Here is a 5,123-nt window from a genome sequence, read left to right on the forward strand (position 1 = left end):
TATCTGGCCGACGCCAACGGCGGCGGTCTGACCGAGACCTGGAGCTATCTGCTGGCGACGCCGTGAGCTGTACGAACGATGCCCTTGATACGCCGCTCGGCCGGATCGATGCCTATCTGAGCGGGCTTAATCTCGATCCCGGGCGACAACGTGAACTGCGCGAATACGTGGCCGCGGCCGAGCCCGCCACCCACGCCGATGCCATCGAGCGGCTCTACGACGGGTTGGCCGGCGACCACGGCGAGCGTGGGGAAGCCGCGCTCGCCGCGCGTATCGAAGCGGCCTATCCGCATCTGGCCGAACGTCGCCATGCGGTGGGCGGGGGCGGCTACCGCGGCGCCTCGATGCCGCGGCTCAACCGCTGGTCGATGTCGCCGGCGAACATGGACCGGCGGCCGTGGCGTTTTATGGCGCGGGTCATGCCGAGCATCGAACGCCGCCGGCGCCTGCCCAAAGCGGTGCCGAGCCGTCTGCGCAACATCGTGCGCCTGCGCCAGGCATTTCTGTTCTTCCTCGTGGCCCTGCCGGCGGCCGGGGCCACGTTCTACATGCTCACGACCCTGCCGCACCAAGGCAAGTCGGGGTTGGAAGCGGTCATCCTGGCGCTCGGCGCGTTGCTGTTCGCCTGGATTCTGGTCGGCTTCTGGACCGCCATGGCCGGGTTCTTCGTGCTCTGGCGGGGCGACAAATACCGGATTTCGGCCGACCCGGCGCCGCCGCCGGCGGAAAAAGAGTACGTGCGCACCGCGATCGTCATGCCGATTTACGAAGAGGAGGTCGCGCGTACGTTCGCCGGGCTGAGCGCCATCTACGAATCGCTACAGGCGACCGGGCGGCTCGACGAATTCGACTTCTTCGTCCTCAGCGATTCGATCAAGCCCGACACCATTGCCGCGGAAGAACGCGCCTGGGTGGACGCCTGCCGGCGGCTGGGCGCCTTCGATCGGCTGTTCTATCGCCGCCGTCGCGCGCGGGTAAAGCGCAAGAGCGGCAATCTGGCCGATTTCTGTCGTCGCTGGGGCGGGCACTATCGCTACATGATCGTGCTGGACGCCGATTCGCTCATGGTCGGGCCGACGCTGACCGCGATGGTCGATCGGATGCAGGCCAATCCGAGCGCCGGCTTGATCCAGACCCCGCCGACCGCGGTCAATCGATCGAGTTTTCTGGCGCGCGTGCAGCAATTCGCGACCCGTGTGTACGGCCGTATGTTCGCCGCCGGCCTGCACTACTGGCATCTCGACAACGCGCACTACTGGGGCCACAACGCGATCATCCGCATCGCGCCGTTCATGGCGCACTGTGCACTGCCCAGGCTGCCCGGGCGCGGCGCGCTGTCGGGCGAGATCCTGTCGCACGATTTCGTCGAGGCCGCGCTCATGCGCCGGGCCGGCTGGGGCGTCTATATCGCCTACGATCTGCCGGGCAGCTACGAGGAAGTCCCGCCGACGCTGATCGACGAACTCGGGCGCGACCGGCGCTGGTGCCAGGGCAACATCCAGCATCTGCGCCTGCTGTTCTCGGATAATCTGGCGCCGGCGCATCGGGCCTTGTTCGCCAACGGCGTGATGGCCTATACCTCGGCCGCGATCTGGTTCGTGTTTCTCGTGCTGTCCTCGAGCGAGGCGGTGATGGAGGCGTTGAAGACGCCGGATTATTTTCCCTCGCCCGGCGCGCTGTTTCCGTCCTGGCCGGTCTGGCAGCCGATCTGGGCGGTCAGTTTGTTCTGCGCCACGATGGTGGTTCTGTTCCTGCCCAAGATTCTGGGCATGGCGATGATCATCGCGCGCGGCCGGCAGAAGGATTTCGGCGGCGTGGGCAATCTGATCGGCTCCACCCTGATCGAGATCGTGCTGACGTCGCTGCTAGCGCCGGTACGCATGCTGTCACATACGTTGTTCGTATTCACCACGCTCATCGGCAAGCAGGTCAAATGGAACAGCCAGCAACGGGCCGATGCCCGGGTGCCGTGGCTGGCGGCGATTCGCTTCCACCTGCCCGGCATGCTGCTGGCGGCGGCCTGGGGCGCCGTGCTTTATATCTACACGCCGGGATTCTTCCCGTGGCTGCTGCCGATCCTGGTGCCGCTGTTCATAGCACCCGTGATCACGGTGATCACCTCGCGTGTGGATATCGGCATCTGGATGCGCAACAACGGGCTGCAACTGATCCCCGAGGAGGACAACCCGCCGGCCGAGTTGCGGCGGGTGATCGAGATCGAGGCCGAAACCGCCGAGGCGGATTTCGCCGATATCGTGGTCGATCCGGGGTTGTCCGCGTTGCACATCGGTCTGCAGGGCGGCCCGCGCCGGCTTGAGCCCGGGTTGGCCAGCTATCGCGACGAGCTTGCCCGGCGCGCGCTCAACGACGGTCCGGACGGCCTCAGCGTTCGCGAACAGCGCGATCTGCTCGCCGATCCCGAGCGGCTGGACTGGCTGCATCGCAGTCTTTGGAGCGCCGAAACGCTGCCCGACTGGGTGGCCGCGCGGCTGGGCCGGCAGCCGGTGGTTACGCCGGTCGCCGCTTCGGCGGTATAGTCGCGCCAGCGAGCCGATCCGGGGATTATCGCGCAATGAGTCTGCATATCGTCATTCTGGCGGCCGGCCAGGGCAAACGCATGAATTCGGCATGGCCGAAAGTGCTGCAGCCGCTGGGCGACCGGCCGTTGCTCAAGCACGTGGTCGAGGCCGCCCAGACGCTCGATCCGGATCGTATTCATGTGGTTTACGGCCACGGCGGGCAGGCCGTGCAGTCGGCGCTCGGTTATCTGGATGTGAACTGGGTCCACCAAGCCGAGCAGCTCGGCACCGGCCATGCCGTATCGCAGGCCATGGACGCAATTCCCGACGACGCGCGCGTGCTCGTGCTTTACGGCGACGTGCCGTTGGTGCGCGCGGCCACGTTGTCGCATCTGGCGGCGGCCGCGGGCGAGGACAAGCTCGCCTTGCTGACCGTCGTGCTCGACAACCCGGCCGGCTATGGGCGCGTTCTACGCAACGACGAGAACCGCGTCGTCGGCATCGTCGAAGACAAGGACGCCAGCCGCGAACAAAAGCATATTCAGGAGACCAATACCGGCTTGCTGTGCGCCCAGGCGCGGCATCTGCGCGACTGGCTGGCGCGCCTGACCAACCGCAACGCCCAGGGCGAATATTATCTAACCGATTGCATCGGCCTCGCCGCCGCCGACGGCATCGCGGTGGTCGCCGGGCAGGCCGGCACGGTCGCCGAGACCCAGGGCATCAACAACCGGCTCGATTTGTCGCGTGCCGAACGTCTTTATCAGCGCCGCCAGGCCGAGACCCTGATGGCCCAGGGCTTGACGCTGCGCGATCCGGACCGCTTCGATCTGCGCGGCAGCCTGCGCGCCGGGCGCGATACCAGCATCGATGTCAACGTCGTGATCGAAGGCGACGTGGTGCTCGGCGACGGCGTGAGCATCGGCCCGAACTGCGTGCTGCGCCACTGCGTGATCGCGGATCACACGCTAGTCGCCTCGCATACCGTCATCGAGCACGCGCATATCGGCGCCCGCTGCCAGATCGGCCCGTTCGCGCGGCTGCGGCCGGATACGCGGGTCGCCGATCGCGCCAAGATCGGCAATTTTGTCGAAACGAAAAAGGTCGAGGTAGGCGAAGGCAGCAAGATCAACCACTTAAGCTATGTCGGCGACACCCGGGTGGGGCGCGACGTCAACATCGGCGCCGGCGTGATCACCTGCAACTACGACGGCGCGAACAAGTACGTCACCACCATCGGCGACGACGCCTTCATCGGCTCGGACTGCCAGCTCGTCGCGCCGGTTACGGTCGAAAAAGGCGCGACCATCGGCGCCGGCACGACCCTCACCCGAAACGCCCCGGCCGGCAAGCTCACCCTCGGCCGGGCGCGCCAGACCACCGTCGACGGCTGGCAACGGCCGAAGAAACACACGCCGGGCCATCAATAGCCCGCCCAATAGTCGTCCCAGGGAGACCACCATGTGCGGAATCGTCGGAGCCAGCGCCCAGCGCAACGTGGCGCCGATCCTGCTCGAGGGATTGCGCCGCCTAGAATATCGCGGCTACGACTCCGCCGGCATGGCGCTGGTGGAAAACGGCCGGATCGAGCGTACCCGGGCGGTGGGCAAAGTGGCGGCGCTGACGGCGTGCCTGGGCGAACACAACCCGGGCACGCTCGGCATCGCCCATACCCGCTGGGCCACCCACGGCGGCGTCAGCGAGACCAACGCTCATCCGCACGTATCCAACGACCGCGTGGCGGTGGTGCACAACGGCATCATCGAGAATCACGAGGCGTTGCGCGCGCGCCTGCATGAAGCCGGCTATCGCTTCGATTCGCAGACCGATACCGAAGTCGTCGCCCATCTGATCGACAGCTATCGCGCCGCTTCGGCCACGCTGGCCGAGGCGGTGCGCCGCGCCGTGGCCGAACTGCACGGCGCCTATGCGCTCGCGGTGGTCGCGGCCGGCGACCCGGATACGCTCGTGGCCACCCGCAGCGGCTCGCCGCTGGTGCTCGGCGTGGGCATCGGCGAGCATTTCGTGGCCTCCGACGTGGCCGCGCTGCTGCCGGTCACGCGCCGCTTCGTTTATCTCGAGGAAGGCGACATCGTCACGCTGACCCCGGCCGGATTCGAAGTCACCGACGCCGAAGGCCGGGTGCTGGAGCGTCCGGTGCAGGAGTCCGGCCTGTCGGCCGAGGCGAGCGAAAAAGGCGGCTACCGGCACTTCATGCTCAAGGAAATCCATGAGCAACCGCGCGCGCTCGCCGACACCTGGCAGGGCCGGCTTTCCGACACCGGCGTGCTGGCTTCGAGTATCGGCCCCGGGGTCGAGGCGCTGCTGGCCGGCGTGGAGGCGGTGCATATCGTGGCCTGCGGTACCAGCAGCCACGCCGGCATGGTCGCCCGCTACTGGATCGAAGCCGAGGCCCGCATCCCCTGCAACGTCGAACTGGCCAGCGAGTACCGCTACCGCGACCCGGTGGTGCCCAAAAACTGCCTGTTCGTCACCCTGAGCCAGTCCGGCGAGACCGCCGACACGCTGGCCGCGCTGCGCTATGCCAACGGTCTAGACGCCGGCGCCGGCTATCTCGCGACGCTCGCGATCTGCAACAAGCCC

At 67.1% G+C, this 5,123-nt stretch carries 3 protein-coding genes; all 3 read left to right on the plus strand.

All coding sequences use genetic code 11. The features are described from left to right. Positions 1-62 precede the first annotated feature (62 nt). Positions 63-2,537 carry a glucans biosynthesis glucosyltransferase MdoH gene (mdoH, locus tag VFJ08_RS00470; RefSeq protein WP_324994039.1) on the plus strand — a complete coding sequence of 825 codons (2,475 nt, stop codon included), beginning with the start codon at positions 63-65 and terminating at the stop codon, positions 2,535-2,537. 35 nt (positions 2,538-2,572) lie between these two features. Continuing rightward, a complete protein-coding gene (glmU, locus tag VFJ08_RS00475) occupies positions 2,573-3,949 on the plus strand; it encodes a bifunctional UDP-N-acetylglucosamine diphosphorylase/glucosamine-1-phosphate N-acetyltransferase GlmU (protein ID WP_324994041.1) in 1,377 nt (458 codons plus the stop codon). Positions 3,950-3,980: 31 nt separating this feature from the next. After that, the coding region (gene glmS, locus VFJ08_RS00480) for a glutamine--fructose-6-phosphate transaminase (isomerizing) (protein ID WP_324994043.1) at positions 3,981-5,123 on the plus strand (1,143 nt) is incomplete at its 3' end.

It is taken from the genome of Salinisphaera sp. (assembly GCF_035690525.1).
Classification (GTDB): domain Bacteria; phylum Pseudomonadota; class Gammaproteobacteria; order Nevskiales; family Salinisphaeraceae; genus Salinisphaera.

Excerpts from the sequence above, each read along its gene's own strand:
- glmU (WP_324994041.1), top strand. The coding sequence starts at position 2,573 with ATGAGTCTGCATATCGTCATTCTGGCGGCCGGCCAGGGCAAACGCATG.